Annotated in this window: 13 protein-coding genes; 12 read left to right on the top strand and 1 reads right to left on the bottom strand. The window is 70.2% G+C overall.

Annotated elements, in window-relative coordinates; translation table 11 throughout:
- The first annotated feature begins 55 nt into the window (after positions 1-55).
- The 7 genes from DA085_RS05065 to DA085_RS05035 all read left to right on the top strand — a co-directional run bounded on the left by DA085_RS05065 (position 56) and on the right by DA085_RS05035 (position 6,023).
- Positions 56-592 carry a helix-turn-helix domain-containing protein gene (locus DA085_RS05065; protein ID WP_109471870.1) on the top strand — a complete coding sequence of 179 codons (537 nt, stop codon included), beginning with the start codon at positions 56-58 and terminating at the stop codon, positions 590-592.
- 9 nt (positions 593-601) lie between these two features.
- Positions 602-1,534, top strand: coding sequence for a dihydrodipicolinate synthase family protein (locus tag DA085_RS05060; protein WP_109471869.1), 933 nt, complete (start codon positions 602-604; stop codon positions 1,532-1,534).
- A complete protein-coding gene (locus tag DA085_RS05055) occupies positions 1,531-2,733 on the top strand; it encodes an NAD(P)/FAD-dependent oxidoreductase (protein ID WP_109471868.1) in 1,203 nt (400 codons plus the stop codon). Before DA085_RS05060 ends, DA085_RS05055 begins: the two co-directional genes overlap by 4 nt.
- Positions 2,720-3,007, top strand: coding sequence for a (2Fe-2S)-binding protein (locus DA085_RS05050; protein WP_109471867.1), 288 nt, complete (start codon positions 2,720-2,722; stop codon positions 3,005-3,007). Before DA085_RS05055 ends, DA085_RS05050 begins: the two co-directional genes overlap by 14 nt.
- Positions 2,992-4,485 carry an FAD-dependent oxidoreductase gene (locus tag DA085_RS05045; protein ID WP_109471866.1) on the top strand — a complete coding sequence of 498 codons (1,494 nt, stop codon included), beginning with the start codon at positions 2,992-2,994 and terminating at the stop codon, positions 4,483-4,485. The genes DA085_RS05050 and DA085_RS05045 overlap by 16 nt, the downstream gene beginning before the upstream one ends.
- A gap of 114 nt (positions 4,486-4,599) precedes the next feature.
- Positions 4,600-4,803 (top strand): type II toxin-antitoxin system Y4mF family antitoxin, encoded by a 204-nt coding sequence (locus DA085_RS05040; protein WP_109471865.1) that lies wholly within the window; start codon positions 4,600-4,602, stop codon positions 4,801-4,803.
- Positions 4,800-6,023, top strand: a complete 1,224-nt coding sequence (locus tag DA085_RS05035; protein WP_237565327.1) for a type II toxin-antitoxin system HipA family toxin — start codon at positions 4,800-4,802, stop codon at positions 6,021-6,023. Before DA085_RS05040 ends, DA085_RS05035 begins: the two co-directional genes overlap by 4 nt.
- A 248-nt stretch (positions 6,024-6,271) precedes the next feature.
- On the opposite strand, the gene DA085_RS05030 is transcribed toward DA085_RS05035, so the two are convergent.
- Positions 6,272-6,988, bottom strand: a complete 717-nt coding sequence (locus DA085_RS05030; RefSeq protein WP_161958413.1) for a FadR/GntR family transcriptional regulator — start codon at positions 6,986-6,988, stop codon at positions 6,272-6,274.
- A gap of 265 nt (positions 6,989-7,253) precedes the next feature.
- On the opposite strand from DA085_RS05030, the gene DA085_RS05025 reads away from it, so the two are divergent.
- The 5 genes from DA085_RS05025 to pruA are packed head-to-tail and all read left to right on the top strand — an operon-like array spanning position 7,254 to position 12,996.
- Complete coding sequence (locus tag DA085_RS05025) at positions 7,254-8,225, top strand: tripartite tricarboxylate transporter substrate binding protein (protein ID WP_109471863.1); 972 nt, start codon at positions 7,254-7,256, stop codon at positions 8,223-8,225.
- Complete coding sequence (locus DA085_RS05020) at positions 8,218-8,721, top strand: tripartite tricarboxylate transporter TctB family protein (protein ID WP_109471862.1); 504 nt, start codon at positions 8,218-8,220, stop codon at positions 8,719-8,721. Before DA085_RS05025 ends, DA085_RS05020 begins: the two co-directional genes overlap by 8 nt.
- Entirely contained in the window at positions 8,718-10,184 is a 1,467-nt protein-coding gene (locus DA085_RS05015; RefSeq protein WP_154402102.1) for a tripartite tricarboxylate transporter permease, read from the top strand. Before DA085_RS05020 ends, DA085_RS05015 begins: the two co-directional genes overlap by 4 nt.
- Positions 10,185-10,187: 3 nt before the next feature.
- Entirely contained in the window at positions 10,188-11,327 is a 1,140-nt protein-coding gene (locus DA085_RS05010; RefSeq protein ID WP_109471860.1) for a pyridoxal phosphate-dependent aminotransferase, read from the top strand.
- 37 nt (positions 11,328-11,364) lie between these two features.
- Entirely contained in the window at positions 11,365-12,996 is a 1,632-nt protein-coding gene (pruA, locus tag DA085_RS05005) for an L-glutamate gamma-semialdehyde dehydrogenase (RefSeq protein ID WP_109471859.1), read from the top strand.
- The last annotated feature ends 85 nt before the right edge of the window (positions 12,997-13,081 follow it).

Genomic DNA, 13,081 nt, shown 5'->3' with positions numbered 1-13,081 from the left:
CTGTGGCCCGGTGGAGCGACGAACGGATGAACACTGTGACTGTAAGGTCAGCGCCATGATCGGGTCACGTCTCAAGCGCCTCCGGACCGCGAACGGGATGACGCTGCGCGCCCTCGCCGAGCGCTCCGGCCTGTCGGTCACCATGCTCAGCCAGATCGAGCGGGGGGTCACCGAGCCCAGCCTCCGCTCGCTCCGCACGCTGGCGGGCGTCTTCGGCCAGTCCGTCGCCGAGCTCTTTCACGACGACGCCGTGCCCAGCGTGCACGTCAGCAGGCCCGGAGCGCGCTCGCGCATCGTCTCCCCCCAGGGGCGGGTGCAGTACGAACGCGTCTCCTCCAGCAACGGTCAGCTGGAGGTCCTGCGCTCGACGCTCGAGCCCGGGGAGTCCTCCAGCGACGAGCCGTGGGCACACGAGGCCGTCGAGTGCGTCTACGTCCTCACCGGTGAGCTGACCGTGGTCGTCTCCGAGGTGAGCTACACCGTCGGCCAGGGGGAGGCGATCACGATCGACTCCCGGCACCCGCACCGCTATCTCAACGACAGCCCGACCCCCGTCGAGTTCCTGTTGTCCGTCACCCCACCCACCCCCTGAGGAGCCCACATGGATCGCACCAGCGTTGAGTGGACCGGCTACATCCCGGCCATCACCACCCCCTTCGCCGAGGACGGCGCCCTGGACCTGGAGGCCTTTGCCGGGCAGGTCGACTGGATGGTCGAGCAGCGCCTGCACGGCATCATCCTGGCCGGCACGTCGGGTGAGTGGTTCTCGCTGTCCACCGAGGAGCGGGCGAGCCTGTTCCACGCCGGGGCCCGCAACGCCGACGGCAAGATGTGGGTGCTGGGTGGCTGCAACGCCTTCACCCAGACGGAGGCCATCACGCACGCCCGCGCCGCGATGGACGCGGGCCTGGACGGGATCCTGGTCACCCCGCCGCCCTACATGGTGCCCAACCACCGCGAGATCGTGAAGTTCTACAGCGACATCTCGGACGCGGTCGACATCCCCATCTGCGTCTACAACTGGCCGCGCGGCTGCGTCGTCGACATGGGGACCGAGCTGCTGAGCGAGCTCGCGGAGCTCGACAACGTCGTGGCGATCAAGAACTCGACCGGCAACTTCGCCGGTTTCCTCGACGGCATGTATGCCCTCGAGGACAAGGTCCGCTACTTCGGCACCCCGACCTCCCCGCTCGGCGCCGACCTCGCTCTGCTCGGTCACGGCGACGGGCTCATGGGCTCCGGGGCGCCCCTGGGCTCGGACCACCCCGACTTCTGGCGGGCCATCGACCAGGGCGACCGGGAGCGGGCCATCGAGCTCGGCGCCCGGGACCGCGTGGTGATGCAGAGCTGGTTCCTGCCCAACTACGGCGCCCAGTTCGGCAACCAGCAGGCCATCATGAAGACCGCGCTACGGCTCCAGGGGGTCCCCGCGGGCTACGTCCGCGAGCCGCTCCTGGAGCTCACTCCCGACGAGGTCGCCCGCATCGAGTCGACGCTGCACTCGCTGGGCATCGAGACCACGCCCCTGTCATGATCCGTACCGATGTCGTCGTGGTCGGCGGTGGCCTGCTCGGCTGCGCCACCGCCTGGACCCTGGCCCGCGACGGCGTCGGTGTGGTGCTCCTGGAGCGGGACCAGATCAACGCGCACGCGTCCGGACAGAACGCCGGCAGCCTGCACTTCCAGCTCGAGTACCGCATGGTCGAGCGCGGGCTCGAGGCCGCACAGGTGGCTGCCGAGGCCATGCCGCTGCACCTGGACGCCGCGGCCCGGTGGTCCGAGCTGGGGGAGGCCTTCGGGCCGTCGCTCGGCGTGGCGCAGACCGGCGGCCTCATGCTCGCCGAGACCGCCGACCAGGCCCGGGTGCTGGAGGCCAAGGGCGACCTGGAACGCTCCCACGGGCTGGACGTCCGCCTCCTGTCCGGCGACGAGATCCGGGACGTCGCGCCCTACCTGTCGCCCTCCATCGTGGCCGCCGCGTTCTGTCCCATCGAGGGCAAGGCCGACACCCGCACCGCCGCCCCCGCCCTCGCACGTGCCGCGGCCGACCTGGGTGCCCAGGTCTCCACACGCACCGAGGTGGTGGGACTGCGCAGGGTGGGCCGCGGCTGGCAGGTGAGCACGCGGCATACCGATGCAGTGGGCAACCAGGTCGGTGAGGAGATCCAGGCTGACGTGGTGCTGCTGGCCGCGGGTGTCTGGACCCAGCACCTCGGCCAGATGGTCGGGCTGGACCTGCCCATCATCCCGCTGGCCCTGCAGATGAACGTGACCGCACGCACCCCGAAGTTCCTGCCCCACCTGGTGCAGCACGCCGGGGAGCGACTCTCGCTCAAGCAGTCCCAGGACGGCACCGTGCTCATCGGCGGGGGGTGGCCGGCCAGGTTGCGGCGCGACGCCAGTGGCCGACCGAGGCTCTCGGAGCGTCCCCACCTGCTGCACGACTCCGTGGTCGGCAACGCGCGGGCCGCCCTGCGCGCGGTGCCGCGGCTGGCGGGGATCCCGCTGCTGCGCACCTGGGTCGGCATGACGACCGTCGCCGAGGACCAGCTGCCCGTCGTCGGGCCGGTGCCCGGCCGACCGGGCCTGTTCCTCGCGACCGGCGGCTCGGCGTTCACCCTCGGGCCGACGTTCGCGCGGGTGCTGGCGGACCTCGCGCAGGGTCTGGAGCCCACCATCGACCTGGCGCCCTACGGGCCGCAACGATTCGGAGAGAGCATTGACGTCGCGTAGCACCCGCCTCGACACCGAGCGTGGCGCCCCGGTGTCCTTCAGCTTCAACGGGCAGCCGGTCGCGGCGCACGCGGGGGAGACCCTCGCTGCCGCCCTGATGGCCCACGGGGTCGAGGGCGTCAGCCTCACCCGTGACGGGGAGCCGCGCCAGCCGCTGTGCAACATGGGCACCTGCTTCGACTGCGCCGTGACCGTCGACGGCAGGTCGCTGGTGCGCTCCTGCCTGACCCCTGTCGAGGACGGGATGGAGGTGCACTCATGGCAGAACCACTGACCTGCGACGTCGCCCTCGTGGGCGCCGGCCCGGCCGGCATGATGGCCGCCCTCACCGCCGCCGACCACGGCCTACGGGTCACGGTCGTGGACGAGCAGCGCCGACCCGGCGGCCAGATCTTCCGGCAGCGCCCACCCGAGTTCCCGCACCAGCCGTGGACCCCGCCGGCCGGCTATCCCTGGGCCAGCAGCCTCCTGGAGCGGGCGGAGAGCGCAACCGACATCGACTGGCGCTTCCAGACGACCGCCCTCGGGGTGGTGCACGAGGAGCGCGACGACGGGATCCTGCTGGCGACGACCGGTCCCGGGGGCAGCGCGCTGCTGCGGGCGCGGCGCCTCGTCATCGCCACGGGCGCCTTCGACATGCCGGTGCCGGTGCCGGGCTGGACGTTGCCCGGCGTGATGATGGCCGGCGCGGTGCAGACCCTCCTGAAGAGCCAGCAGGTGCTCGCGGCCGAGCGGCTCGTGCTCGCCGGGTCGCACCCGCTGCTCCTGCTCGTCGCCGACCAGCTGCGCTCGGCCGGCGCCGACGTGGCCGAGGTGGCGCTGGCCAGGGGGCTGCCGACGCCGCGTGAGGCCCTGGGCTCCCTGGGGGCGGTGCCCGGGCACCTGTCACTGCTCGGCGACTCGGCGCGGGCGGTGGCCCGGCTGGTCGCCGGGGGCGTCCGCATCTCGCCGCGCACGGTCGTGACGGCCGCGCACGGGCACCGGCACGTCGAGGCGGTGTCCCTCACTCAGGTGGACCGGCAGTGGCGTGGTGTGGGCCAGGCCCGCCGCGTGGAGGCGGACGCCCTGGTCCTGGGCTACGGGTTCCAGCCCTCCGCCGAGCTGGCCCGCCAGGCCGGGTGCGCGATGCGTTGGGACTCACCGGCCGGTGGCTGGGTCGTCGCTCACGACGACCGGATGGCCACCGATGTGCCCGGTGTGTATGCCGCTGGCGAGCCCGTAGGTGTCAGCGGCGCCGAGATGGCCCGCAGCCAGGGCCGGCTCGCCGGGCTGGGCGTGGTCAGCGACCTCACCGGGCACAACGTCGACGTCGAGCTGGAGGAGGCCGACAGGTCGGCGCGCCGGGCCCGACGGTTCGCCCGGGTCGTGCAGCGCATGTTCGCACCGCAGCGGGAAGCGCTGGCCGACCTGGCGGGCAGCGACACCGTCGTGTGCCGCTGCGAGCTGGTGAGCCGGGGCGCGATCGAGCAGGTGCTGGACGCCAACCCCGGGATGTCCACCGCCAACGCGGTCAAGCTCGAGTGCCGCAGCGGTATGGGGCCCTGCCAGGGGCGCTACTGCGAGACCACGGTGGGGACCCTCGTCGCCGGGCGGACCGGGCGACCCGTGGCGCAGGTCGGCCACTTCACCGCGCACTTCCCGATCAAGCCCGTCCCGTTGTCGGTGCTGGGAGAGCTGGACGGCGACGTCACCTCCGGTGCGTGCGCTCACCGGCACCATCGTGCCGAGGGATCGCAGGAGAGTGGCGAGTAGCGCCCTCCTTGGGTGCGACGGGCACGATCGTGCCGTTTCCTCTCGACACGTGTCGTTACCTCGGTCATACTGGGAGGAATCAGCACGATCGTGCCGGTAGGGAGGTGACGGCCAATGCCGACATGGCATGAGCAGGTCACCGCGCGTCGCCGGGAGCTCGGTCTCCGGCAGGTCGATCTTGCCGAGCTGGCCGGGGTGTCGGAACGCTTCATCCGCCTCCTTGAGTCCGGCAAGACCAGCGTCCGCCTGGACAAGGTGGAGCCGGTGCTGGAGGTCCTCGGTCTGCGGCTGGAACTCGTCGCGGTGGAGGTGCCGTGACGCCAGTCAGTGGCTGGACCGTCAACGGGCCTGACCCCCGCGAGGTGCGGGAGGCCCACGTCCTCAAGGACGGGCGACCGGCGGCAACCCTGACCCGGGTGGATGGTGGCGTGGAGTTCACCTACTCCACGGCATACCTCGAGTCGGGTGGCCGGGCCGTGGCCACAACCCTTCCGCTGACTGAGGAACCCGTGCGGACCGTTGCTGGTGCCGTGCCCGCCTTCTTTGCCAACCTGCTGCCCGAGGGGCGACGCCTCACGGCGCTGCGGCGTGCGGTCAAGACAAGTGCGGACGACGAGCTATCCCTGCTGGTGGCGGTGGGTGCCGACCCCGTGGGAGACGTGCAGGTGCTCGTGGATCCGAACGGTGCGGACGACGTCCCCACACCGGTCGTCGAGGGCAGCTTTGCCGAGATCGACTTCGCCGACCTGCTGGCCACCCAGGGCATTGGTGACCCGTCGGCCCTGGCGGGCGTCCAGGACAAGGTGTCCGGTCGGATGCTCACCGTGCCGCTGGCCCACGCCGGCCGCGCCCACCTGCTGAAGCTGGAGGTTCCGGAGTATCCCCTCGTTGTGGAGAACGAGGCATTCTTCCTCGGGCTGGCCCGCCGTCTGCGCCACCCGGTCGTGGCCGCCGAGGTGTTGCACGACCGCAACGGGCGACCCGGGCTGCTCGTCACCCGGTTTGACCGCGTGCCCGACGGTGAGCGTCTGGGACGGCTCGCGGTCGAGGACGGCGCCCAGGTGCTGGGCATCCACCCGGCGAACAAGTATGCGGTGACCATGGAGCAGCTCGCCGCCGGCCTGGCGGGGGTCTGTCGTTCGCGCCCGCTCGCCCTGCGTGCGGTCCTGCAACAGGCGGTGTTGGCGTGGGCGACGGGGAACGGGGACCTGCACGCCAAGAACCTGTCTGTCGTGGGATCCGTCGACCGTGCCGTCGCACCGATCTACGACGTGCCCTCCACGGTGCCTTACGGGGACACAACCTTCGCCCTGCCTCTCGCCGGGCGTCGGGACAACCTCTCGGCCAAGGCCTTCCGCCGGTTCGGAGAGCAGCTGGGGCTCCCTGGTCCCGCTGTGGAGCGCGTCCTGGACGAGGTCCTCACGGTCACTGCTGACCTGATCGAGCAGGTGCGGGACGGCGTCGTGCCGTGGGACGCCCGCCGCCGTCGAGACCTGGTAAGGAGACTGGAGCGGCGTCGCCGAGACCTCGGGGGCTGAGGCGCCGGGCGCGCGGACAGCGGTGTGTCGGTGGGTGCCTAGTCTCCCCCCGTGGATGTTGTGCTTCTCGGCCTGGCGCTCAGAGCGGCCGCCGGCATCAGTCCCGGCCCGTTGCTCGTCCTGGTGATCACCTCCGCCCTGCGGGGCGGGTGGCTCGCCGGCGTGCTGGCTGCGTGTGCCCCGCTGGTTCCGATGCCCAGCTCGCCCCGCAACCCAGCGGGCGGAGGCCGGCCGGGCGCACCTGCCGGTCAGGAGTCGGTGTCCTCGGCTCCTGCCTCTAGGCCGAGGGCAGCCTCGAAGACCACGCGCTTGGTCCGCTGCAGGTGGAGCCGGGTGAGTTCGGTGGCGGCGTCCGCGTCCCGGACGGCAATAGCTGCGGCGATCTCCTGGTGCTCCCGCCGCATGTGGTTGAGCTGCTCCGGATCGGAGTAGTGGTCGCGCTGGTGCAGCTCGCCGGACAGCATCGCCTGTTCGCGCACCAGTCGCTCGAGCACGAAGTTTTGCGTGGCCGCGGCCACCGCGCAGTGAAACTCCAGGTTGTCCTCCCATGAGGTGAGCTGCCGAGCCATGGTGGTGAGGTTCCTGGACTGCTCACTCGTCCGTCGATCGCAGGCGAGCCTGGCGACCTCGACCTCGATGAGCATCCTGGCCTCGAGCACGTCGGCGATGGAGGCAACCTCGACGGAGGTCCGTGTGCCACCTCCGCCGGCGGCGGCCTCGCGCAGGTAGCGGCCCGAACCGCGCACCGTCCGCAACAGACCACGTTCCTCGAGCACTCCGAACGCCTGCCGGAGGACATTGCGGCTCACCCCGAAGACGGTGGCGAGCTCACGCTCGGTGGGCAGGGCCTGCCCCGGCTGGATCTCCTGCGCCTCGACCATCTCGAGGATGCCGTCGACGACCGCCTCATAGCGGCGTTGCGACTGTGGGAGCGCGTGTGAGCGCGACTCCGGCGAAGCCGTCATGGTCCCCTCCCTTGGGGTTTCCAATGGACCAGAATGTGAGCCCACCCTAGCGGGTGCTGTCAAGTCCCAACAGCGTGAAACGCCACGAAGGGGCATCTCAACTGCGGGAAGTGCTTGACGACCTGCGGACGGGTCCGTATGGTCTGTGGGTGACCCAAAGGGCCAATGGCTGGACCACGGGTTGCTTTGGTCGGCAGGAAGTCACCAAGGTCCGGGAGCAGCCAGAGAGGCGCTCGCGACAAGTTCTCGTACGAAGGAGTACCTGATGGATGTCTCGCAGAAGCGTGCAGGCCGGGTCGCCACAGTAGGTGTGGGCGTCCTCGCCCTGACCCTGGCCGGCTGTGGCAGTGACGGAGGGGACGAGGATGCCTTCCCGTCCCGACCGATCGAGGTTGTGGTGCCCTTCGCTGCCGGCGGCGGAACCGATCAGATCGCGCGTGCCCTGGCCAAGGAGGCCGAGTCGACCTGCGGCACGTCCGTCACCATCGCCAACGAGGAGGGGGCAAGTGGCACGGTCGGCCTGAAGCGCGTCCTGGGCTCCCCGCCCGACGGCTACACCCTCGCGGTGGGCACGTCCTCACAGTTCCTGGCCACGCACCAGGGTGTCTCCGACGTCACGCCGGAGGATATGACGCCCCTGATGCAGTTCAACTTCGACTCCTCCGTGCTCTCCGTGTCGGCAGACAGCGAGTACCAGACCATCGAGGACTTCCTGGGCGCCGACACCGGTGGCCTCACGGTCGCCACCAGCGGCACGGGCTCGATCTGGGAGCTGTCCTACCGCGGCATGGCTGATGCTGCCGGGATCACACCGCCGACCAACGTTCCCTACGACGGCGCGGCCCCCGCGATCGTGGCGGTTCTCGGCGGGGAGGCTGATGCCACGTCGGTCAGCGGCGTCGAGGCACTCACCCAGATCGAGTCCGGTGAGCTGAAGCCGCTTGCGTCCATGAGCGCCGAGCGACTGGCGATCCTGCCGGACGTGCCGACCCTCAAGGAGTCCGGTGTGGAGTGGGAGTCCGGCGTCTGGCGCGGACTGGTCGGTCCGCTGGACATGCCCGAGGAGGTCACCCAGACGATCATCGACTGCTTTGGTCAGGCCGCCGAGGCGGACGCTTTCACGGAGTTCATGGACACGCAGGGCTACGAGATCCAGATTGTCCAGGGCGAGGAGTTCGCCACGATGCTCCAGACAGACTTCGACTCCGGGGCCAAGCTGGTGAGCGGTCTTGGCTGAGCAGGACGTCGAAGCGCACCCCGAGGTGCCGACGTCACGGGCACCCGGCTATGTCATCGGGGCGATCTTCCTGGTGGCCGGCCTGGTCCTTGCGGTGGGCTCCCTGGGCTTCCCAGATGCGGTGGGACGGTCTGACCCGGGCCCGGGTTTCATGCCCCGCGTGGTCGGGATCGGCCTCATCCTGTGCGCCGTCCCGCATCTGCTCAGGGTGCCCGCACCAGCCGCTGCGGACGAGAAGTATCCAGAGCGCAGCGCCCTGGCCCGGATCAGTCTGGTGTTCGTCGCGATGGTGGCCTACGCCTATCTGCTCCGTGAGCTCGGCTTCATCCTGACGACCGCGGTGTTCATGGTGGCGACGCTCTGGTTGGCGCACGTGCGCAAGCCGGTGTTCCTCGCCGTTATCACGCTCATCACGGCTCTGGGGGTGCACGGGGTCTTCGCCGAGTTGCTCAACGTGCCGCTGCCCCGTGGCCTGGTCGAAGGGTGGCTGCCGTGAGCGACTGGATGCTCGGTCTCGAGGCGGTCCTGACCGTTGACGCCATGCTCATGCTGAGCGCCGGTGTGCTGCTCGGCATCTTCGTCGGGGCGATCCCCGGCTTCACCGCCAACATGGGCATCGCGATCCTGCTGCCCTTCACCTTCGCGATGGACCCGCTCCCGGGGCTTATGCTCCTGCTGGGGCTCTACGCCAGCGCCTTGTACTCCGGAGCCATCCCGGCGATCCTCATCAAGACGCCTGGGACCCCCGGCGCCGCCGCGACGGTGCTCGACGGCTTCCCGATGGCAGAGAAGGGCAGGGCCGGAGAGGCCCTGACCGTCTCACTGGTGGCTTCCTCGGTCGGCGGCATCATCGGCGTGATCCTGCTGGCCGTCCTGGTCCCCTTCCTGGCGGCGTGGGCACTGTCCTTCGGTGCCCCTGAGTACTTCATGCTGGCCGTCTTCGCGCTGGTGATGATCGCCAGCCTCTCCGAGGGCGCGGTGATCCGAGGCGTGATGGCCGGACTCGTGGGTGTCGGCATCGCCACCGTCGGGCAGGACCCGATCCAGGCTTTCGCCCGCTACACCTTTGGTGTGGACAACCTCGCGTCCGGTATCGAGTTCGTCCCTGTGCTGGTTGGTGTCTTCGGTGTCGCCGAGGCCCTCACGCAGTATGAGAAGTTCCGTGACAAGCAGCAGAAGCCCATGCCGATCGGCACCTTCTCGCTGCCCCTTCGCTACTGGGCGAAGCTCGCCCCGACAACCTGGTGGTCCTCGCTGATCGGCTTCTTCGTGGGCGTCGCCCCGGGCGCCGGTGGGACCGTCGCCTCGTTCCTGGCCTACAACGAGGGCAAGCGTTTCGCCAAGGGTGCCCAGGACTCCTTCGGCAAGGGCGACCCGCGCGGTGTCGCCGCTGCCGAGGCGAGCAACAACAGCTCGATCGCGGGCGCCCTGGCGCCCATGCTCACCCTCGGGCTGCCGGGCGACGCGGCGACGGCGCTGCTCATCGGGGCGATCACCGTCCATGGCCTGCGCCCCGGGCCCGGACTGTTCGAGTCCAACACCGATCTGGTCTACGGCCTGTTCGTCGGTCTGATCATCGCCTACATCCTGGTGCTGATCGTGGGCTACGCCGGCACGCGCCTCTGGGGACAGGTCCTGCGCGTGCCCCGCAACATCCTGTGGCCCATCGTCCTGGTGCTCTGCATGCTGGGCTCGTTCTCCCTGCGCGGCAACACCTTCGACATCCTCGTGATGGCGGTGTTCGGTGTCATCGGCTGGCTCATGATGAAGGCCGGAGTGCCGATCATCCCGCTCGTCGTGGGGGCCATCATCGGCCCCATCGCCGAGAGCAGCCTGCGCCGCGCCCTCATCGTCAGCGACGGCTCGTTCGCCTGGCTGTTCGACCCCATCCCGCTCACGCTCCTGGTGCTCACCGTGCTCAGCCTCGGTCTGGCCCTGTGGCGTCAGGCAAGGAGTTAACCCATGTCCATCCTGACCAACCGCATCCGAGAGGTGAGCCGTCGCCCGGCTACCCTCGGGCAGGTGCCGGAGGGCGCCGTCACGCTCGCCATGGGTGAGCCTGCCGGAGGCACTCCCCAACCGATCATCGAGGCTGCCGAGGCCGCGCTCCGAGCCGGCCGCACGACCTACCCCCCGATGCTCGGGACCCCCGAGCTGCGCACGGCCGTCGCTGCCCACCTCGACCTGGGCACCAACGGTGCCCGGCCGCTCGACCAGGTGGTGGTCACGCACGGCGCGGCCGCCGGGCTCGCCGCGGTCTTCCTGGCCCATCTCGACCCGGGGGACCGGGTGGTCCTGCCGGAGCCGACCTACTCGCTGTATGCGGACCTGGTCGCCATGGCGGGCGCCCAGACCGAGTGGGTGCCCGCCAGGTCGGACGGCACGCTCGACCCGGAGCGGGTGTTGGCAGGTCTGGGCGGCGCGCGGATGCTGGTCCTGTGCCACCCGAGCAACCCCACCGGCGAGGTGCTCACCCCAGCGGTGCTGCAGGCTCTCATTGAGCGGTGCGAGGAGCTCGGGGTGCTCTGCGTGGTAGACGAGGCCTACCGCGACATCCTGCTGGACGACGAGATCCCGTTCCAGTCCTCCGCCGACTGGCTGGGGACCAGCGAGCACGTCGTGCTCGTGGGCACCTTCTCCAAGACCTTCTCGATGACCGGCTGGAGACTGGGGTATGCCGCGGGGCCGGCTTCTCTGCTCGCTCACGTGGGGACGGTGCACCAGACGTTCAACGGCCAGAGCGCCATGTTTGTCCAGGACGCCGCTGTGCGCGCCCTCGAGGTGCTCCCGACCGTGCTGCCGCCGCTGCTGGAGCACTACCGCGAGAACCGCCGGCTCGTGGTGCGGGCGATGCACAAGCTCGGGTCCGCGGTCACCTTCGCCGAGCCGGGCGGGGCGTTCTATGCCTTCCCGCGCATCCAGAGTGACCTGACGTCCGACGAGCTCGTCGAGCGACTCACTGCCGGCGGTGTCCTCGTCCGGTCCGGCCGGGAGTTCGGGCCGTCCGGTGAGGGCTTCGTGCGGCTGTCGTTCAGCGGCGAGCGGGCCGCCGTGGCCGAGGGCCTGCGCCGCTTCACCGCCACCGTGCGCCAGCTCGTCTGAGCCGGTGCTGACCACCCAGAGAGGAACCCCCATCAGCATGGATGCCGTGACCGACGTGCCGACCCCCGTCAACGAGCAGGTGCGTGACTACGCGCCCGGCAGCGCAGAGCGGGCCGATCTCGAGCAGGAGCTGACCCGCATGGCGGCCGAGGCCGTCGAGCTGCCCCACGTGATCGGTGGGGAGGACGTGACCGGTGGGGGCGACGTCGTGGAGGTGGTGCAGCCGCACGCGCACGCTGAGGTGCTCGGCACGCTGCGCAACGCCCAGCACCGCGACGCCGAGGCAGCCGTCGATGCTGCGCTGCGGGCCGCGCCCGCCTGGCGTGACCTGTCCTTCGACGATCGTGCCGCCGTCTTCCTCAAAGCGGCCGACCTCGCGGCCGGTCCCTGGCGTGGCCGGCTCAACGCTGCCACGATGCTCGGCCAGTCCAAGACCGCCCATCAGGCGGAGATCGACGCCTCGTGTGAGCTGATCGACTTCTGGCGGTTCAATGTCCACTTCGCCCGGCAGATCCTGACCGAGCAGCCGATCAGCTCACCGGGGGTGTGGAACCGTGCCGACCACCGGCCCCTGGAGGGCTTTGTCTATGCGGTGACGCCGTTCAACTTCACGGCGATCTCGGGCAACCTGCCGACGGCACCCTCGCTGATGGGCAACACCGTGGTGTGGAAGCCCGCCACCACACAGCAGCGTGCCGCCGCGGTCGTGATGGACCTGCTCCGGGAAGCCGGTCTGCCGGCCGGGGTCATCAACATGGTCACCGGCGGGGGAGGAGAGGTCTCGGACGTGACCCTGGCACACCCGCAGCTGGCGGGTGTCCACTTCACCGGGTCCACCCGCGTCTTCCAGCAGCTCTGGTCACAGGTTGGCGAGCGGATCGCCAGCTATCGCAGCTATCCGCGGATCGTGGGCGAGACCGGTGGCAAGGACTTCGTGGTCGCCCACCCCTCCGCCGACCTCGACGTGCTGCGCACTGCCCTGGTGCGCGGTGCTTTCGAGTTCCAGGGACAGAAGTGCTCGGCGGCCTCGCGTGCCTACGTTCCCGAGTCGCTGTGGCGCGGCGGGCTGCGTGAGCAGGTGGCGGCAGCGGTCGAGGAACTGCCCATGGGGGACGTTCGGGACCTGTCCAACTTCATGGGGGCGGTGATCGACCGCAGGGCCTTCGACCGGCTGGCGGGCGTGATCGACCGGTCCCACCAGGACGAGGCGGTCGAGGTGGTCGCTGGCGGTGCGTACGACGACTCGACGGGCTATTTCGTCCGGCCCACGGTGCTGCAGGTCAGTGATGCCGAACACGAGCACCTGCGGGAGGAGTACTTCGGCCCGGTGCTGTCGGTGCACGTCTATGCCGACAAGAACTACGACGCCATGCTGCGCCAGATGGAGTCGGTGGCGCCCTATGCGCTGACCGGGGCCGTCATCGCCCAGGACCGGGCCGCGATCGCCCGCGCCACCGAGGAACTGCGCTTTGCCGCTGGCAACTTCTACATCAACGACAAGCCGACCGGAGCAGTCGTGGGCCAGCAGCCATTCGGCGGAGCGCGCGCGTCGGGCACCAACGACAAGGCCGGCTCCGCTGCAAACCTGATGCGCTGGACCAGCACCCGGGCGATCAAGGAGACCTTCGTTCCGGCCGCTGACTGGCGCTACCCGCACATGGGCTCCTGAGCCCATGCGACAGGTACTCGTCATCGAGTCTTCCGCGGTGTGGGACCTGGTGGTCCGGGGCGCACCCGGCGTCCCCGCGGAGGGC

Source organism: Ornithinimicrobium cavernae, from assembly GCF_003121625.1.
GTDB classification, from domain to species: domain Bacteria; phylum Actinomycetota; class Actinomycetes; order Actinomycetales; family Dermatophilaceae; genus Ornithinicoccus; species Ornithinicoccus cavernae.
The sequence above is the reverse complement of the archived record's forward strand: the minus strand, read 5'-3'. Positions and strand labels throughout refer to the sequence as shown.

Bases quoted from the DNA above. Each gene is read 5' to 3' on its own strand.
- DA085_RS05065 (WP_109471870.1), top strand. From the start codon at position 56: ATGATCGGGTCACGTCTCAAGCGCCTCCGGACCGCGAACGGGATGACG.
- DA085_RS05060 (WP_109471869.1), top strand. From the start codon at position 602: ATGGATCGCACCAGCGTTGAGTGGACCGGCTACATCCCGGCCATCACC.
- DA085_RS05055 (WP_109471868.1), top strand. From the start codon at position 1,531: ATGATCCGTACCGATGTCGTCGTGGTCGGCGGTGGCCTGCTCGGCTGC.
- DA085_RS05045 (WP_109471866.1), top strand. From the start codon at position 2,992: ATGGCAGAACCACTGACCTGCGACGTCGCCCTCGTGGGCGCCGGCCCG.
- DA085_RS05040 (WP_109471865.1), top strand. From the start codon at position 4,600: ATGCCGACATGGCATGAGCAGGTCACCGCGCGTCGCCGGGAGCTCGGT.
- DA085_RS05030 (WP_161958413.1), bottom strand. From the start codon at position 6,988: ATGACGGCTTCGCCGGAGTCGCGCTCACACGCGCTCCCACAGTCGCAA.
- DA085_RS05025 (WP_109471863.1), top strand. From the start codon at position 7,254: ATGGATGTCTCGCAGAAGCGTGCAGGCCGGGTCGCCACAGTAGGTGTG.
- DA085_RS05010 (WP_109471860.1), top strand. From the start codon at position 10,188: ATGTCCATCCTGACCAACCGCATCCGAGAGGTGAGCCGTCGCCCGGCT.
- pruA (WP_109471859.1), top strand. From the start codon at position 11,365: ATGGATGCCGTGACCGACGTGCCGACCCCCGTCAACGAGCAGGTGCGT.